Source organism: Paenibacillus sp. J14 (genome assembly GCF_000518465.1).
Classification (GTDB): Bacteria; Bacillota; Bacilli; order Paenibacillales; family Paenibacillaceae; genus Fontibacillus; species Fontibacillus barengoltzii.
On the sequence record NZ_JADQ01000080.1, the window covers coordinates 1 to 16,975 of the forward strand.

16 protein-coding genes and 1 pseudogene are annotated in these 16,975 nt (G+C 52.8%); 7 read left to right on the plus strand and 10 right to left on the minus strand.

The annotated features are described in order from the left end of the window. The 4 genes and pseudogenes from M891_RS24305 to M891_RS0120800 all read left to right on the plus strand — a co-directional run. Window positions 1-250, plus strand: a 250-nt coding sequence (locus M891_RS24305) for an IS3 family transposase (protein ID WP_036701289.1), incomplete at its 5' end; no start/stop codon positions are given. A 204-nt stretch (window positions 251-454) separates the two neighbouring features. After that, window positions 455-916 (plus strand): annotated as a pseudogene (locus tag M891_RS24310) (SPFH domain-containing protein); the annotation flags it as partial. Window positions 917-935: 19 nt separating this feature from the next. Continuing rightward, on the plus strand, window positions 936-1,142 hold the full coding sequence (locus M891_RS0120795; RefSeq protein WP_009223980.1) for a hypothetical protein: 207 nt from the start codon (window positions 936-938) through the stop codon (window positions 1,140-1,142). Next, window positions 1,117-1,734: a hypothetical protein gene (locus M891_RS0120800; RefSeq protein ID WP_028540129.1), complete on the plus strand. Its 618-nt coding sequence runs from the start codon at window positions 1,117-1,119 to the stop codon at window positions 1,732-1,734. Before M891_RS0120795 ends, M891_RS0120800 begins: the two co-directional genes overlap by 26 nt. A 97-nt stretch (window positions 1,735-1,831) precedes the next feature. Here the strand turns inward: M891_RS0120800 and M891_RS0120805 are convergent, their stop codons facing one another. The 8 genes from M891_RS0120805 to M891_RS0120840 form a co-directional block, all read right to left on the minus strand. After that, window positions 1,832-4,066: a heavy metal translocating P-type ATPase gene (locus tag M891_RS0120805; RefSeq protein WP_028540130.1), complete on the minus strand. Its 2,235-nt coding sequence runs from the start codon at window positions 4,064-4,066 to the stop codon at window positions 1,832-1,834. A gap of 140 nt (window positions 4,067-4,206) precedes the next feature. Beyond that, window positions 4,207-4,407: a copper chaperone CopZ gene (copZ, locus tag M891_RS0120810; protein ID WP_028540131.1), complete on the minus strand. Its 201-nt coding sequence runs from the start codon at window positions 4,405-4,407 to the stop codon at window positions 4,207-4,209. Between the two features lie 66 nt (window positions 4,408-4,473). Then, window positions 4,474-4,848 carry a metal-sensitive transcriptional regulator gene (locus M891_RS0120815; RefSeq protein ID WP_016313703.1) on the minus strand — a complete coding sequence of 125 codons (375 nt, stop codon included), beginning with the start codon at window positions 4,846-4,848 and terminating at the stop codon, window positions 4,474-4,476. Between the two features lie 1,034 nt (window positions 4,849-5,882). Then, entirely contained in the window at window positions 5,883-6,167 is a 285-nt protein-coding gene (gene qoxD, locus M891_RS0120820; protein WP_016313704.1) for a cytochrome aa3 quinol oxidase subunit IV, read from the minus strand. A gap of 1 nt (window position 6,168) precedes the next feature. After that, the gene (gene qoxC / locus M891_RS0120825) at window positions 6,169-6,765 is read right to left on the minus strand and encodes a cytochrome aa3 quinol oxidase subunit III (RefSeq protein ID WP_009223973.1); all 597 of its coding nucleotides are present in this window, start codon (window positions 6,763-6,765) and stop codon (window positions 6,169-6,171) included. Beyond that, the gene (qoxB, locus tag M891_RS0120830) at window positions 6,762-8,735 is read right to left on the minus strand and encodes a cytochrome aa3 quinol oxidase subunit I (protein WP_028540133.1); all 1,974 of its coding nucleotides are present in this window, start codon (window positions 8,733-8,735) and stop codon (window positions 6,762-6,764) included. The genes qoxC and qoxB overlap by 4 nt, the downstream gene beginning before the upstream one ends. 24 nt (window positions 8,736-8,759) lie before the next feature. After that, complete coding sequence (qoxA, locus tag M891_RS0120835; protein WP_028540134.1) at window positions 8,760-9,701, minus strand: cytochrome aa3 quinol oxidase subunit II; 942 nt, start codon at window positions 9,699-9,701, stop codon at window positions 8,760-8,762. A gap of 548 nt (window positions 9,702-10,249) precedes the next feature. Further along, entirely contained in the window at window positions 10,250-11,224 is a 975-nt protein-coding gene (locus M891_RS0120840; protein ID WP_028540135.1) for a diaminopimelate dehydrogenase, read from the minus strand. 314 nt (window positions 11,225-11,538) lie between these two features. On the opposite strand from M891_RS0120840, the gene M891_RS0120845 reads away from it, so the two are divergent. Both M891_RS0120845 and M891_RS0120850 read left to right on the plus strand, forming a co-directional pair. Then, window positions 11,539-13,248 (plus strand): copper resistance CopC/CopD family protein, encoded by a 1,710-nt coding sequence (locus M891_RS0120845; protein WP_084628942.1) that lies wholly within the window; start codon window positions 11,539-11,541, stop codon window positions 13,246-13,248. Window positions 13,249-13,286: 38 nt separating this feature from the next. After that, a complete protein-coding gene (locus M891_RS0120850; protein WP_028540137.1) occupies window positions 13,287-14,069 on the plus strand; it encodes a YcnI family copper-binding membrane protein in 783 nt (260 codons plus the stop codon). 87 nt (window positions 14,070-14,156) lie between these two features. Here M891_RS0120850 and M891_RS0120855 read toward each other — a convergent pair whose 3' ends face one another. Both M891_RS0120855 and M891_RS0120860 read right to left on the minus strand, forming a co-directional pair. Beyond that, a complete protein-coding gene (locus M891_RS0120855) occupies window positions 14,157-15,386 on the minus strand; it encodes an SLC45 family MFS transporter (RefSeq protein WP_028540138.1) in 1,230 nt (409 codons plus the stop codon). Between the two features lie 13 nt (window positions 15,387-15,399). Continuing rightward, complete coding sequence (locus M891_RS0120860; protein ID WP_028540139.1) at window positions 15,400-16,128, minus strand: glycerophosphodiester phosphodiesterase; 729 nt, start codon at window positions 16,126-16,128, stop codon at window positions 15,400-15,402. Between the two features lie 350 nt (window positions 16,129-16,478). Between M891_RS0120860 and M891_RS24315 the strand changes: the two genes are divergently transcribed. Then, on the plus strand, window positions 16,479-16,975 hold a 497-nt coding region (locus tag M891_RS24315; RefSeq protein ID WP_198032056.1), incomplete at its 3' end, for a transposase.

Below are 16,975 nucleotides of genomic sequence, written 5' to 3' on the forward strand. Positions count from 1 at the left end.
GCTGCGCACCTACAAGATGAAAGGCAGTATGAGCCGCAAAGGGAACTGCTACGATAATGCGTGTATTGAATCGTTCCACAGTGTGCTTAAGAAAGAACTTGTCTACTTGGAGAAGTTCAAAACACGCAAGCAAGCCAAGAAACGCATTTTTGAATATATTACCTGCTTCTACAATGGAAAACGAATCCATTCCGCGATTGGGTATTCTACGCCCAATGAGTGCGAACGTATGTACCGATCTGCCGCATAATTTTCTCGATTCTTTGTGTCTACTCTATTGACAGAGGTACAGATGTGGTTCCTCGAGCCCACAAACTATCACGTTCAATTAGCTGTGCTCCAACTTCCTTTTTACACATTATCCCCTTTGATCAGTCACTTCCTCATTTTCACGTCTATTCCATTCAATTAGCTGTGGTACATCTTCCTTCACACATTATCCCGTTCGATCAGCGAAGTGGATGAATACGAAACCTTTGTAGAAATTCAGAGCGAAGCTGCACTGCGCCACGTCGCCAGCAAATATCCGTACGATCAACTGGACGACTCCGAAACTGGCTTCTCCCTGCGCGCCAATACGGAAGAGATTGCGCTGGAGCTCACCAGCGAATTGCAAAACCGTCTAGCCATCGCCGGGGTTAAAGTCATTGAGTCGCGCCTGACGCATCTGGCCTACTCGACCGAAATCGCAAGTGCGATGCTGCAACGTCAACAAGCCGAAGCGATCATCGCCGCCCGCGAGAAAATCGTTGACGGCGCCGTCACCATGGTTCAAATGGCAATTGAACGGCTGCAAGCCGGTCAAGTCGTCGAGCTGGATGACGAACGCAAAGCCGCTATGATTAACAACCTGCTTGTCGCTGTCGTCTCCGACCGTTCCGCCCAGCCGGTCATCAATACTAGCACGTTGTATTAATTAGGGGCATCCATTCACGATGGCCAGCAAAAAGAGCTTCCCACTTCGCCTTGACCCGACGCTATATCAGGCTTTGGAACGCTGGGCAGCGGACGAATTCCGAAGCGTGAATGGGCATATCGAATACCTGCTGCGAGAAGCATTGCGCCGCGAGGGAAGACTGCCTTCCACCCGGGCGCCGGGCAAGGAGGAAGAGAAGCATGACGCAGACGACAGTAAAAAGTAAGTCGTGGTGGGAACCGAAGTCGACGACCCTGCTAAAAGAGTACGCCAGAACCTCTGGAGGGACTTACGCTGCAGGAACTTTTAAGAACTGGAAGTATAAGGGACAGCGTGTCCATCTGCCGCTTTCCCCACACTTCGGTTCCTGTGAGGTGACGATCACTGACCCGAATAACGACAGCTCCGGTCATGAGTACGCGATCTCCGTAAAGTACAGCTACCGGCCGCGCCGAAAGCTGGAGTTCGTGTTATTTTCGGCCAACCGACATATCTTGGCTTGGTTTTCCAGGGGGCTCCGGGAAGCTTCCCTTCCCAACTCCGCGCTGAACAAAAAATATCGAGCCAAAGCTTCCCATCCCAGTCTCCTGCGATCGGCTTTGAAATATGAAGGGATCGAAGAGTTGCTGAACCTTCATTCCAAGATCCATGTACGACTGCGGATTAAGAACGGACGTGCCACTTTGACCTGTACGGAGAAATTAAAGAAGCCCGACGTGACTGCTATCACAGCAACCGTCGAGCTCATGAAGAACCTGCTTCTCGCCTTGGAGGATCAAGGCATTATTGGGGATCCTGTCATCCATCCAAAACAATAGCATTTCCATCAAAAAAAACGAGCCTTCCCTCGTAAGACCGGAACAAACGTCCGGAACCTTACGAGTTGGGAGGCTCGTTTCAATTTACATCGTAAGATTATAGCTTCACTCGTTGCAAGCGCAGCGCGTTCAGCACCACGGAGACGGAGCTGAGCGCCATCGCTGCTCCGGCCAGCCACGGAGCGAGGAAGCCTGCAGCGGCGACCGGGATACCGATCGAATTGTAAGCAAGCGCCCAGAACAAGTTCTGCTTGATGTTACCCATTGTGCGCTTGCTCATGGCGATTGCATCCGGCACGCCTTCCAGGTCGCCGCGCATCAGCGTGACGTCAGCGGCCTCCATGGCCACGTCGGTGCCCGTGCCGATGGCGATGCCTACGTCGGCTACGGCCAGCGCGGGAGCGTCGTTGATCCCGTCGCCCACCATCGCCGTCTTCAGGCCGCGGGCCTGGAGTTTTTTCACCTCGGCGGCTTTGCCTTCCGGAAGCACCTCGGCCAGCACCTCGTCGATCCCGACCTCGGCGGCGATGGCCTGGGCGGTGCGCACGTTGTCGCCGGTGATCATCACCACGTGAAGGCCCATCTCCTTCAGCCGCGCCACCGCGGCCTTGGACGTCTCCTTCACGGTGTCGCTCACGGCGACCATGCCGGCGTAGACGCCGTCGACCGCCACGAGCAGCACGGTTTGGCCGGCCGCTTCCAGCGCGGCCATGCCGGCTTCCGCGGCGGCGACGTCGACGCCTTCACGCGCCATCAAGCGGCGCGTGCCGGCGAGCACCCGGCGGTCCTCGACGACCGCCGTGATGCCGTGCCCGGGCACCGCCTCAAAAGCGGTGGCCTCGGGCAGCTCCAGGGCGCGCGCCCGCGCCCCGGCCACCAGAGCATCCGCCAGCGGATGCTCGGAGCCGCGCTCGGCGGCGCCGACGAGCCGGAGCAACGCAGCTTCGTCCCAGCCCTCGGCCGGGACGACTTCCCGCAGCTCCGGCTGCCCCCGCGTGATCGTGCCGGTCTTATCCAGCACGATCGCTTGCAGCCCTTGGGCGGCCTCGAGGTGCTCGCCGCCCTTAAACAGGATCCCGTACTCCGCAGCTCGTCCGGACCCGGCCATAATCGATGTTGGCGTCGCCAGCCCCAACGCGCAAGGGCACGCGATAACGAGCACGGCGATCGCCTTTTCCAGCGCCTCGGCGAAGCTGCCCGGCGCCACGAAGAAAAACCATACCAAGAACGTAACTACCGCAATCCCAACCACAATCGGGACAAAAATCCCGGAAATCACATCCGCTACCCGCTGAATCGGCGCCTTCGAGCCTTGCGCCTCCTCAACGACACGGATGATTTGCGCCAGCGCGGTTTCACTGCCTACCTTGGCCGCTTGTACACGCAGCACGCCATGTTTGTTGACGGTCGCACCGATGACCGTATCGCCCTCCTTCTTCTCCACCGGGATGCTCTCCCCGGTCAGCATCGATTCATCTACGGACGAAACCCCGCCGATGACGACGCCATCAACCGGGATCTTCTCACCTGGCTTGACGATCAATACGTCCCCGGGTACAACCCCTTCGATCGGTACCACCGTTTCGACACCGTCTTTGAGAACCAGCGCTGTTTTGGCCTGCAGCCCCATCAACGTTTTGATCGCTTGGGAGGAGCGGCCTTTGGCTAACGCCTCAAACCATTTACCGAGCAGGATTAATGTAATCAAGATCGAGCTGGTTTCATAATACAGCTGGGGGGTATGCCCATGAGGCATCGACAAAGAGTCCAAACTCAAATACAAACTATAAAAATACGCCGCCGACGTACCCAGCGCGACCAATACGTCCATGTTGGCGCTGCGGCTGCGCAGCGCTTTGAAGGCACCGACGTAAAAGCCCCAGCCGATGATAAATTGCACCGGCGTTGCCAGCGCGAGTTGGAACCACGGGTTCATAAACAACTCCGGAGTCCAGATCCATGAAGTAAAGGAGAAATGCCCGGCCATCGCCCAGAGCAGCGGAAACGCAAGCACGGCCGACACGATCAGCTTATTTCGTTGTTTCCGGATTTCCCGTGCGCGAAGTTCCCCGGACTCCTTCTCGGACGGCTTCAATACCGCACCGTAGCCCAACTGGCTTACCTTATTGATGATCTGCTCGATCGAGACCGTCCCCGGCTCATACCGCACTTGCGCCGTTTCCAGCGCCAGATTGACGTTGGCTTGTTCCACGCCGGGCAGTCGGTTTAACCCCTTCTCGATCCGTGCCGCACAGGCCGCGCAGGTCATCCCGGTAATTTGCAATGTTGTCTGGTCGTGATTCGCACCAGCGGCAGGCCATGTTTTTTCCATGACAATTCCTCCATCTCAGTCCCCCCAAGATTATACCCCACAGGGGTATATAGAGGGCAAATAAAAACTCCCCTGCCCGGTCCCTAAAGACGCACAACGCACTCGCTTGTACGTCTTATAGGTCCAGGAAAAGGCTTCAGTTAAACGACGTCGTAGCCTTGATCCTCGATCGCTTCTTTGATTTGATCAACCGTCACTTTCGTTTCGTCGAAAGTCACTTCCACTTTCTTCGCAGCCAGATCCACTTTCCCTGTAGCGCCAAGGCCCGCAACCGCTCCTTCTACCGATTTCACGCAATGATTGCAGGACATTCCTTCAACGGTTAACGTAATATTTTGCATGATTCGTTCCTCCCATGAGTTTTATAGATGCTTCCTCTGCAGCGTACCCCCCGGGGGTTCCACTGTTTATTTCATCAGCTTATTGACCGTAACGAGCAGCTCGTCGAGCACTTCCGTCTCACCGGCTTGAATTCGCTCGATCACGCAGCTCTTCATGTGTCCCTCCAGCAGCAGCCGGCCCACGCTGTTCAGCGCAGATTGCACGGCGGCGATCTGGTTCAGCACATCGTCACAGTAAGTATCTCTCTCAATCAGCCCTTTGATACCGCGGATTTGCCCTTCAATCCGGTTCAATCGGCTGGTCAAGTTGCTCTTCATCGCTTCGGAATGATGACTGCGCCGTACCGGCTTACCATTCTCCGTTTCCGATACGTGTTGATGCCCGCCGTGCTCCTCGCAATGAGCGGACGCCACATGTTCCTGTCCCTCGACCTTCGCCATACATGACTCCTTTCAAAACCAACGTGGTTTGCTGTGGTACGCTCATTATAATATACCCCCATGAGGTATGTAAAGAGGGAGCCGCAAATCTTTTTCTCGACGCAAAACAGACCTCGCAATGTTTACTCGAATGGTTACCTCCTAATGTTTACCTCCTAATGTTTACCTCTTAACGCTAACCTCTTAAAGCCTTCCTTCTGACGATATCCTCCTATCGCTGCCCCGTAACGGACCTCAAAGTCCTTATTTGTCATTTCCCAGCTCATTTCCCGTGTTAACAGACCCCATTGATCTTATTCGCACCAAAAAGATCCCAACCTGTGCAACATCCGCAAAATAACGGCCATGAAGTCCATTAGCCGCCAGCAAACGCCAATCAACCTCAAATAACGGCTCTACGGTCCGTTAAAATAACCGGTACAGTAGTATGACAATAGCGACTGCGGCTACAACAGCAACAATGAGCAGCAACAGCCGAGACACCTGCTGCATCAGCGTATCATCTGCACTCTAACGCTTACCAGGAACGCTATTGGGCCCAAAATGAGGGCGTTAAGAATCTAACGCTTATGAGAGAGCTTATTCGCCCGTTATGCCCTGGAAACGGAGCCGTTTGGTGCAAATAAGCCCGCTGACAAGCGTTAGAAATGACCCCCCCCGCTTTGGGCCCAAATAAGCACTGTGGCAAGCGTTAGCCGAAACGGCACACGTCGACCGGTCGGTTAGTAGTTAGAAGTAGTTAGAAGTAGTTAGAAGTAGTTAGGAGTATCATGAACAGTTAAAAGTAAATTGCGCGACGACAGTGTCAATAGTCGGTAATAGGGAATTCGCGTAAGCGTAATATGCGGTTGCTCGCGTACTAGCGTAGCCCGCGCGCTTGCCCCCACCCGCCGCATAATAGCGCCGCCCGTCTTAGCCCCCTGCGGCTCCATCGAAGGCAGCTCCTCTCTATCTAGCATCCCCCCGCCAACGCCAAAAAACCCGCTGCCACACTACGTGACAGCGGGTTTCTTTTCCGATATTTGACTGCCCTCTTATTGGTAACCCCAAATCATCGTCAGCAACGTACCAAAGACGGTCACCAGCCCGACGAACAGGGCGTATACGAGGTTGGCGTACAAGGCACCTTTGCTGCGGTTCTCGCCGATGTGCATGAACATGAACAGCTGCACCGACATCTGTACGGCCGCGCAGATGAGCAGGATCGTCATGCCCATGGCAAACGACATATCCCAGAACACCACCGACAGTGCTACGACAGAAAGGATCAGTGAGAACACATATCCCATGACGTGTTGAATCGGGAACAGTTTTTTCATGTCACATCAGTCCTTTCAAGTATACAAAGCTGAAGATGAAGATCCAGACCACGTCCAGGAAGTGCCAGTACAGCGAGAAAATAAACGATTTATTCGCCGTATCATGAGTAAATCCTTCGCGTTTCACCTGAATCATCAACCCGCTGCCCCACAGAAGACCCAGCGTCACGTGGGCGCCGTGCGTCCCCAGCAAGACGAATAAGCTCGACAGGAACGCGCTCGTTTGCATCGTCGCGCCTTCATGCACATAAGTCACGAACTCGGTAATCTCGATGCCCAGGAACCCGAGGCCCAACAGCAGCGTGATGGCGAAGAACGCCATAAACGGTTTTCTCAGCCCCAGACGCATGCTGTGTACCGCCAAACCGCAGGTAAAGCTGCTGGTCAACAGCAAGAACGTTTCGCCCAACACCGGTCCGATTTCGAAGATTTCTGCTCCGTTCGGGCCGCTGCCAGTCCGGTTCCACAGCGTCAGATACACCGAGAACAGCGTGGCGAAGAGCACGATTTCCGCGCCCAGGAACAGCCAGAACCCAAGTACCCGGTTACTGTTCTCTTCCGTTTGATATTCGAGCGGTAAAGTATGATCTACCTTCATGCGTGTTCACCCCGCAATCCTGCATCCGAGTCCAACCGACTGGCCAAAGCCTTCTCGGTTTTGATAATTTCGCTGACCGGAATATGTCGACCGTGGTCGCGTTCGAAAGAACGTACCGCCAGCATGACGAGAATTCCCAGGCCGGCGATGATCGCCGGTACCCACCAGCTAAAGACCATAAAGAATCCGAAGAAGAAGAAAATCACACCCAGGATAAACGGTTGGCCGCTGTTGTTCGGCATATGAATCTCTTCGTATTTGTCCGAGTACAACGGTTTGCCGGTTTTCTTAGATACCCAGAACGGATCCAGTGAATCGACCTTAGGTACAACGGCAAAGTTGTATTCTGGAACCGGAGAATGCGTGCTCCATTCCAGCGTACGAGCGTTCCAAGGATCGCCCGTTTTGTCCCGTTCCGCGTAGCGGAAGCTCCAGTAAATGTTGTACACCAGCACGATAAACCCGATGGCGAGTCCCACCGCACCGATCGAAGCGATCAAGTTCAGCGGACCAAAGCCAGTGCTTTCCGAATAGGTGTACATCCGCCGGGTCATTCCTTTCAGACCAAGGAAGAACAGCGGCATAAAGGTTACATTAAAGCTAATGGCAATAATCCAGAAAGCCAGTTTGCCTTGACGATCGTTGAGCCGGAACCCAAACAATTTCGGGAACCAGTAATAGAACCCTGCAATAACCGCAAATACGGTACCTGGAATCAGCACGTAGTGGAAATGCGCCACCAAGAACATCGTGTTGTGGTATTGATAGTCGGCGCTCGCCATCGCCAGCATGACCCCGGTTACCCCACCGATCGTAAAGATCGGGATAAAAGCGAGGGAATACAGCATCGGCGTTGTAAATTCGATGCGCCCTTTTTGCAGCGTAAACAGCCAGTTGAAAATTTTAACCCCAGTTGGAACTGCAATCGCCATTGTTGTAATCGAGAAGATCCCGTTAACCATGACGCCGTGACCCATCGTATAGAAGTGGTGCGCCCATACGATAAACGACAGCAGCGAAATGACGATCATACTCCACACCATGGACTTATAGCCGTACAAGTTTTTACGTGAGAACGTCGAAATAACTTCACTGTAAATCCCGAAGGCCGGCAAAATCACGATATAAACCTCCGGATGGCCCCATACCCAGAACAGGTTGGCCCAGAGCATATCCATCCCGCCGTTGGCCATTGTAAAGAACTGCGTACCAAACAGGCGATCGAACATCATCAGTGCCAGCGCTACGGTTAATACCGGGAACGCAAACAAGATGATGATATTGGTGATCAGTACCGACCAGGTAAACATCGGCATTTTCATCAGCGTCATGCCTGGTGCACGCATTTTCAGAATCGTCACCAGGAAGTTGACGGCAGTCATCAGCGTACCGATCCCCGCGATTTGGATCGCGATCGAGTAGTAGTTATTACCTACCGTTGGGCTGAACTCAACGCTCGCCAGCGGGAAGTAAGCGGTCCATCCGGCATCCGGGGAGCCCCCGATGACGAAGGAGATGTTAAACAGCATCGCTCCGGCGAAGAACAGCCAGAAGCTGACGGCATTCAGCCGTGGGAACGCGACGTCGCGCGCGCCAATTTGCAGCGGAATAACCACGTTCATCAAACCAACGATAAACGGCATCGCCATAAACAGGATCATAATGACCCCGTGTGTTGTAAAAATTTCGTTATAGTGCTGCGCATCCAGCAGCCCGTTCTCCGGCATCGCCAGCTGCGCCCGCATGAGCAGCGCATCCACGCCGCCGCGGAAGAGCATCAGCAAAGCGGAGATGATATACATGATGCCGATCCGCTTGTGGTCGACGGTCGTTAACCATTCGCGCCACAGCCAGCCCCATTTTTTAAAATAGGTTAATCCGATGACGATCGCCAGCGATACAACCACAATGCTGACCATCGCGCCATAAATCATCGGCTCACCCGTGACGAAAAATTCGTCCCATTTCATGTTCAGGTACTCCCTTCCCGTGGATTAGTTATGAGCTTCGTGTTCGCTAGATTCTTCCGTCATGTCCATGTCGGAGTGGTCCATCGTCGAATGGTCCATCTCCTCGGTTCCGTTCTCGCCGCCATGATGATGACCGGCGTTCTCGCCTTCCGGCGCAGGACGGAAGTCCAGATGAGTCGAGCTGTACGTTTGACGACCGACATGTGCGGTTTCCAGCAATTTATTGAACTCCGACTCGGTCAGCTCAGGAGCGGTGTCCTTCACTTCTTTGACCCATTTGTCAAATTCCGACGGCGCCATAGCCAGCGCTTCAAATTCCATGTGTGCGAAGCCCTCACCGGAGAAGTTCGAGTTCTTACCCATGTAGGAGCCCTCATGTTCAGCAACGATGTTCAGCGTATTGACCATGTCGCTCATCGCGTATTTCTGTCCCGCCAATTGCGGAATCCAGAAGCTCGTAATTGGACCGTACGAATACAGCCGGAACTCTACTGGACGGTTCGTTGGAATGTTCACATAGTTAACCGTCTCGATTCCTTCCTCCGGATAGCTAAAATGCCATTTCCAGTTGGAGGAGGCGGCGTAAATCACGAGCGGCTTTTGATCCTCGTAGCCTTCCGGCACTTTTTCGACCGCTGACGTACTGCGCACGGTCACAACCGACAGCACCGCGACGATAATGATTGGAATCGTAATCCAAGTGATTTCCAGCCATTTGCTGCCTTCCACATGCGGCGGTTCGTAGTCCGGCGCTGCTTTGGAAGCCCGATATTTCGTTAACATATAGATGTACAGCGTGTAAACGACCAGCAAAATAAAGGCCATCGTTAAAATCGAAAAAATGATGACTTGCGATTGGGTCTTGGCCACCGGACCTTTCGGGTCTAACACCGTCAACTGATTACACCCGGTCAGGAGGACAAGGAGGGCTGAAAATAAAGCTAAAAGCAACCCTTTCCTTTTCATAGGATACCGATACCCCTTTCTTCATTATGAACACCATCCCCTAAAGCTATGGGCATGGCTTCGTTCGATCAGCTACTTTTATGTTAGGAAAGGGGGGATTGAATAACAATTCATATAGAATGTTATTTCTGTAAATTTATTACATTCAATAGTGTGACTTTTATCCTTTACATCACATGAAAAGTTGATTTAAGGCGATTTTCGGCCGTTTTCCGGCAAAATTGGCGATTTTGATAATTGTTCACAATGCGGCTGTAGCCTATCAGAGTTCGCAGAATTGTCATAGAAAATCTCCATTTTGTGATTTTGTTCACAATATTTCGTATTCCAATCAATCTCGCACCCTCGCCTCTCTCCTGGATACGAGAAGAATGTGCGACATTTTCGTGACATTTTGATTGAACATAAACAAAAGAGGCTGCCCCAAAGCAAAACTTCCCTTGTCTTCAGGACAACCTCTTACCTCATGTTTATGCTATTTTTCGTACAGATAGACGAATCAAATGAAGCATGTCCGCTGTAAGTTAATTCTGAACAGAATCTTCGGCCTACAACAACTCTTTACGCAGTTGCTCCGGCGATTTCGGCGACAACAGGCCGAACGGAATATCAAAGACCGTTTTCGCCCCGGACTCACCAGCTTGCGACAGCTTGTACGCTGCGCGAGCGTAAGCGACCAGCACGCTAGCCGTAAATTCCGGATTGCTGTCCAGCTTCAGGCTGAACTCGATCAGCTGCGTGCTGTTTGCACCGGTCCGGCCGCTGCGCAAGACCATACCGCCGTGCGGCATCGCGGAGTGGTTCGTTTTCAATTCTTCCTCACTAATGAAGTGAACAATCGTGTCGTAGTCCGCGAAGTAGTTTGGCATCGACTTGATCTCTTGCTCGATCTTCGCCAGATCCGCCCCTTCCTCCGCAACGACGAAGCATTCCCGCAGGTGTTTTTCACGAGTGGACAGCTCTGGGTTTTCTCCGTTGCGTACGCGTTCTACGGCTGCCTCTACCGGAATGGTGTACTGTTTGCCGTCCTTCACGCCAGGCACGCGGCGAATTGCATCGGAATGACCTTGGCTGACCCCTTTGCCCCAGAACGTATAGTCCTTCCCTTCCGGGAGTACAGCTTCCGCCAGCAAACGGTTCAACGAAAACAAACCTGGATCCCAGCCCGTCGAAATCACGCTGACCGTTCCTGCTTTCTGCGCTACTTCGTTCACTTTTGCAAAGTATTCCGGAATTCTCGCATGCGTATCAAAGCTATCGACCGTATTAAACATCGACGCCAATTGCGGCCCTTGCTCCGGCAGATCTGTAGCCGACCCGCCGCACAGAATCATTACGTCGATTTCACCTTTATATTTTTCAATTTCGGAGATATGAACCACACCGCTGGCGGCAGCCACCTCGTCTGGTTGTCTGCGCGAAAAAATCGCTTTCAATTCAAAGTCAGGATTCTGCTTCAGCGCCATTTCCACGCCCCGTCCCAAATTTCCGTAACCTACGATACCGACATTAATTGTTGCCACTGAATATCCCCCTTCATGATGGTTAAACTCGTCATAACCCATAGACTAACCCCCATTGTAATGGACGCTCCTCATTTTTTGAATAGTTTACATGCAAGGTTAGCGTTTTTGTTTAAACATTCTGCATATTTGTGCAAATTATTTGACGTTTGATGCAAACCCTGGATTGCCAGGCTTCACAGATTAGACACAATTAGATAGAAATTGAGGCACGATATAGCCCATTCTAGTCATACTCAGGCGGAATTAATCCATGTAAAATGGTAATCATTGTGAGGAAGCTCATAGACTATCTGAATTGAGGATGAATTCGATTGAACAGGTTTCTTCGTAAATGGACAGGTTTCGCGGTTATCGCATGTATTATCGTTCTTGTTCTAACACCAGCTTCTGTTTTTGCCCACGCATATGTGGTTTCTTCCAATCCAGCAGCAAACGAGACATTAGACACGTCCCCAGAGATGATCGTCATCGATTTTAATGAACCGATTGAGGCAGGCTTCCATAAACTCGAAGTCATTGGCCCCAATGGAGACGACGTAACCGATGGCGAAGCGGCAATCGATCCCCAGAAGCCTTCTCGGCTGACCGTCTCCCTGCAGTCGGATTTGCCGGAGGGGCTGTATACGGCAAAGTGGAATGTGGTTTCCGGCGACGGTCATGCCATCTCGGGCACAATTCCGTTTCAGATCGGTCATGGTGATCCAGGCGGTGAGAGCGGGCTCCCGATCCATTCAACGACGGATGGCGGCAGCTCGTTTCCAGGCTGGAGTCTGCTATTGGTCCGCTGGCTATTTTATGGCGGAATGACAGCCTATCTTGGGGCTGTTGTCTTTCATGCTTGGCTTCTCCCCCGCATGGACAACGCCTGGGGGTCCGAACGGTTGAAGCGGCGCAGCCGTGTCCTATGGCTAAGCGGACTGATCGCCTCCTCCGCCGGCATTCTGCTTAGTTTGCCGCAGCAAACCGCTGACGATGCAGGCGGGGGATGGAAGGAAGCGTTGGATCCGGCACTTTGGCGGCAAACGCTGGTGTATACCACCTTCGGGGAGATTTGGAAGGTTCAGCTCCTATTGCTGGGAGGCTTGCTCTTATGGACGCTGTACCTGCTGCGCGCCAGCAGAAGCAACCGACCATCTCAGCTTCCTTTGCTTGGGGCTATGCTGCTTGGCTTAGGGCTGCTGCTCTCCAAGGCATTTATTGGACATGCCGCCACGGCAGACCTGCGAGGACCAGCCATAGCGGCAGACTTCCTGCATTTGGCCGCATCCTTGATCTGGCTGGGCGGTGTTGGTGCGATAGCGTTTTTGCTTCCGGCAGCAGCCAAGACTGTCGCTGGAGAAGAGGCCCTGAATTCTGCACCGTCGCACCTTCCTCTCTCTTGGCGGACGGTCCGGCGTTTTTCCATACTCGCCTTCATTATGGTAGCTATCCTGTTACTCTCTGGCGTGTATGGAAGCTTGTTGCACGTACCAACGCTTTACTCGCTGACGCATACGATATATGGTCTTGTACTGTTGGCCAAAATTGCCCTGACCCTGATCTGCCTGCTGCTTGGAGGTTGGTCCTTCCTGCGTGGAAGACAGGCAAGGAAGCCGCTGAACGCCGCCGGCATATGGACGGAATTGGGAGCAGGACTAGCTGTGCTTCTATTGGCTGGTGTCCTGGCGAACTTGCCCACAGCCGCTGCGTCCCCCGGCCCCGCTGCTCTGACCCATCAGTTGGATGATGGGACGAAGGTCACAATCCGTATAACTCCAAACGTTGCTGGCACCAACACCTTTCAAGTGAATGTGCTCGGTCCGGATGGTCAACCCCGCAGCGATGTGGACCAAGTGACGCTGGAGCTGACGTCAAAGGAAATGGACATGGGCACGATCGAAATCCTCTTCCCCGGCGGCTCCCCTCCCGAAGCGAGCGAATTGATTACAATGGGCGGCCGCTGGAACATTCACGTCCATATTTTGACAAGTTCACTCGACAGTTACGATTACGATACAGAGCTGACAGTAGGGAATCCGTAGAGGAATAATCTTAACGATGATCAAAGGAGTTTTTAGTTATGTTCAATCCAATACGTAATTTTAAAAAGCCGTTTTGGCATTACGCAGCAATCGCTTCTGCTATTGCATGGATCTTGATTCTTGTCTTGTTCACCAGCACGGCCAGTGCACATGTAACGGTTAAGCCCAGCCAATCCGCAACAGGAGCCTGGGAAACCTATACCATCAAAGTACCTGTGGAGAAAGACATTAATACGGTGAAAATCGCCCTCAAGATCCCGGAAGGAGTCGCCTTCAAACAGTACCGCCCCGTACCGGATTGGAACGTAGAGCTGACAACCGCGGAAGATGGAACCGTCACGGCGGTCACCTGGACGGCTGAAGGCGCTGGCATCGGCCCCGGCGAGTTCCAGCAATTTGAATTCGTCGCGCAAAATCCTGGCAAGCCCGCGGAACTGGCCTGGGACGCCTTCCAATATTACAGCGACGGCAGCGTTGTAGAATGGACCGGCGCGGAAGATTCCGATCGCCCCCATTCATTAACGGTGGTGAGCGCCGCGGAAGGCCCTGCGGATCATACCAGTTCACACGGTGGAACGGATGCCGCGTCAGGCACCACGGAGGACGCCGGACATGATCACAGCAGCACCAATGAAAGTGCGACAGCCGACAATACGGAGACGAGCGGTTCAGACAGCGAATCCTCATCCTCATCCGCATCCCCGTCCAATGAGAGTGACAGTGGTTCCCCAGCTGGCACGACGGCTCTTGTACTTTCGGCCTGCGCGCTGCTCGTATCGTTGGTTGCTTTAGGGCTGGCGTTACGCTCCAGACGCAAGTAAGCTGATCGCATAAAAAAACAGCGAGTCTCCCCCACGCTTCATCGCGCTGGAAGACCCGCTTTTTTTTTTCATAACGGATATATCCATTTATTTCATACCGATGGGTGCCTGATCGAACGGCTCCTTCCCGGAGCGCTGTTGTTCCCGGGGGATACCGAACAGGCAGCATAACGCCAGCAACATCCCAACGGACGCGCTGATGAACAGCGCCGGATAACCAAACGCATCGATCACCCAGCCAAGAAGCGGAGGCGATGTAATTGCGGCCAGGGACGATACAAAGTAATAAATCCCTGTACGCGTCCCGATGCTCTCCTCCCGCCCGGTGGCAACAATCCATGGGTAAGAGTTGATATTAATACACGCCCAGAAGATCCCCCCGACAATAAGCAGCAGGCGCAGCCACAGAACAGAGTCAACGAAAACCATCACACCAAAAACAACCAACAATCCGGCGACACCGGTGGAAATGATCGCTTTTTTCCCATAACGAGCTCCCAGCCAGCCGCTTGGCAACGCAAATAGCAGAAACGCAAGCGAGAAGAACGTCAACGAAAAAGAAGCTTCCGCATCGCTCATCCCAATCTGCTTAGTGCCGTACAACGTGAACAATGCCTCAACGCCTTGATAAGCCACGAACCAGAAGAAGATGGCCCCTAAAATCAGTACCGTCGTCTTGTCCAGCTGGTCCTTGATGCGAATCTGCGGTTTTGGCTTCCTGCCGGCTTCATCATCCCCGGCGAACCCCGCCACAAGCGCTGCGGCAGGTTCACGGATCACCGTCTTCAGAACCAACAAACAAATGAGCATCACAACTCCGGCAAAAAGAAACGGCATATACGAGCCGATCCCATAAAGCTGAGAGCCGATGCCAAAAGCCAGCACCGAGCCAATGCCGCCCATGAAGTTGATAATGCCGTTTGCTTTGGTCCGCTGCGGCTCTGGCGTAATGTCAGGCATAAGTGCCACCGTCGGTGCGCGGAATAAGCTCATCGATAAATTCATTAACACCATAAACAATACCAGTGTGACGAACCCGGTATGCCAAGGGATCAAAGCCGCAAACACAGCCCCTAACGGCATGCCAATCAGCAGATAAGGCATCCGCCGTCCGTATCGGGTATTCGTCTTATCACTGCGGTGTCCAATCCATGGCTGCAATACAATGGCGAAATAATTATCGATCGTCATCATAAACCCGATCATCGCGGCGCTCTTCAAATAGTCGTCCAAAAACAGCGGAACAAACGCATTGTACAACGCCCAGGTCAAGCTAATGCTAAAAAACCCGAGACCCAGCAGCCATGTTTTTCTCATCCGTACACGCTCCTTATTTCACCAGCAGTTCAGCCAAGCGATCCGGGTAATCGGTAATGATACCGGCCACACCCGCTGCGATCAGCGCCTGCATCAGCTTTGTATCGTTTACCGTAAACGGATGATAAACGACTCCGTTCGCCTTGGCCTCCGCCACCAGCTCTGGCGTCAGCGCGTATTGATAAGCGTGGAGCGCGTCCGCGCCCACCCGCTTCGCATAATCCCACGGTTCATACAGGCCTTCCATGTACAAAATGCCGGTACGGATGTCCGGAGCCAGCTTTTTGCATTCGACGAGAGAATAGTGATTAAAGCTGGAAATGATGATCCGTTCGCTTAAGCCAAAGCGGCGCACCGTATCCAGTACTTTTTGCTCGATGCCCGGGTATAATACGACGCCAGTTTTCAGTTCGAGGTTGACGATGGTATCCGTGTTCCGAACGAGGTCCAGCAACTCCTCCAGCGTTGGAATGCGCTCACCCGCAAACTCCTCGCGGAACCAGGATCCCGCCTCCCGTTGCTTAATTTCGGTCAAAGTCAAATCCTTGACCCACTCCGGCGTTCCCGCCGTCCGTTGCAACGTCTCGTCATGGATGAGAACCAGCTCTCCGTCGCGCGTCATCTGCACGTCCGTTTCAATACCGGTCGCCCCAAGCTCCAGAGCTTTGGCAAAAGCCAGCATCGTGTTCTCCGGGTAATACCCCGCAGCCCCGCGATGCGCAAAATTAATAATATCGCTCAAAAGGATCATCCTCCCAGGCATTTATTTAAAATTAAATATTAAACATCCCCCTACTATAATCCTTCATTGTTAGGCCTGTATAAAAAAGCACCATTATCCCTTTGGGTCAGAATTGGGAGAAGATAATGTTTTGGCCACACTTTTTCACCTTTATCCCTTTTGTTCCGGAATGAGGCACCATGAGCAGGATCGAATAGAGGCTTCCGTGAATCATCTACTTTTTTTGCAAGATTTGATGGACGATATGGAATTTTTTTCTTGATAACAGAACATGTGTTTGGTATAATTTAGAAAAGAGAACATACGTACGTATTTATTAAGCTTAGAGGATTGGATTGGAGGGATCGGATATGAAATTAGGAATGAATGCGGAATATCAATGTATCAGCAGTCGTTTTCAAAGTGAGGCAGATTGCATAGAGGCCATCATCGCGATGAAGTGGCCACATGGATTCGTCTGCCCGCATTGTGCTTATACGGAGTGTACCTGCCTGTCCTCTCGCCGGCTTCCTTTATTTGAGTGCAGACGATGCGGCTATCAGGCGTCGCCTTTGGTTGGTACGATTTTTGAAAGAACCCATCTGCCCCTGGTAAAGTGGTTCCGTGCCCTCGAGTTGTTTCTGCTCCCTGACGGCATCTCAGCGCTGCGGCTGAGTCAGATCATTGAAGTGACCTACAAGACCGCCTGGCTCATGCTGCACAAAATCCGTCATACCCTCAGCGAATGCGATGCCCAGGAACTGCTCTCTGGAGACGTGAAGGTCAACTGTGATCAATATGCGTATGATTCGTTACGCTATCATCCGGCGGCTCAGCCTTATGCCACCCCGGTTGTCGCCGGATGCAC